This is a genomic window from Pseudomonas sp. UMAB-40 (assembly GCF_900095275.1).
Taxonomy (GTDB): Bacteria; Pseudomonadota; Gammaproteobacteria; order Pseudomonadales; family Pseudomonadaceae; genus Aquipseudomonas; species Aquipseudomonas mandelii_B.
Genome location: NZ_LT607624.1, coordinates 1 through 522, shown reverse-complemented (window position 1 = coordinate 522; position 522 = coordinate 1). Strand labels below are relative to the sequence as shown.

At 53.4% G+C, this 522-nt stretch carries 1 protein-coding gene; it reads left to right on the top strand.

Features of this window, described 5'->3' with window-relative positions:
• Positions 1 to 71: 71 nt before the first annotated feature.
• Positions 72 to 374: a transposase gene (locus K0F88_RS32045; protein ID WP_257605426.1), complete on the top strand. Its 303-nt coding sequence runs from the start codon at positions 72 to 74 to the stop codon at positions 372 to 374.
• Positions 375 to 522: the final 148 nt, after the last annotated feature.

Genomic DNA, 522 nt, shown 5'->3' with positions numbered 1-522 from the left:
TGAACTGGCCTAATGATTTTGGACACTTCAATCGGGCGCTATGATGGCGCCCAAATCTGAGGTGTTTGGATATGCGTAAATCTTATTCCAGTGAGTTCAAGCTCAAGGCTGCCAGCATGGTACTGGACGAGGGCCAGTCAGTTCCCGATGTCTGTGCCAGTCTTGATATTGGCCCTACCGCCTTACGCCGTTGGGTCGATCAGGTTCGCAAAGAGCGCCTGGGTTCGACCCCGGAGGGGGCCAAGGCGATTACCGCCGATCAGCGAGAGATCCAGCAGCTAAAAGCGTTGCTCAGGCAAAAAGACCTGGACATTGAAATCCTAAAAAAGGCCAGTGCTCTCCTGCTTTTGGACTCCAAAGATCATTTTCGTTGATCAACGAGCTGGACGAGCAGTACGGCGTTAACAATTGCTGTCGGGCGTTTGGAGTCAACCGCAGCAGCTTTTACGCCTGGCGTCAGCGCCAAGGCAAGGTGAAGCCTGAGCGGGAGAAACTTAAAGCCGTGCTGGTCGAGCATCACAA

What these genes read in the sequence shown, in the direction of transcription:
- K0F88_RS32045 (WP_257605426.1), top strand. Translation starts at nt 72, where the DNA reads ATGCGTAAATCTTATTCCAGTGAGTTCAAGCTCAAGGCTGCCAGCATG.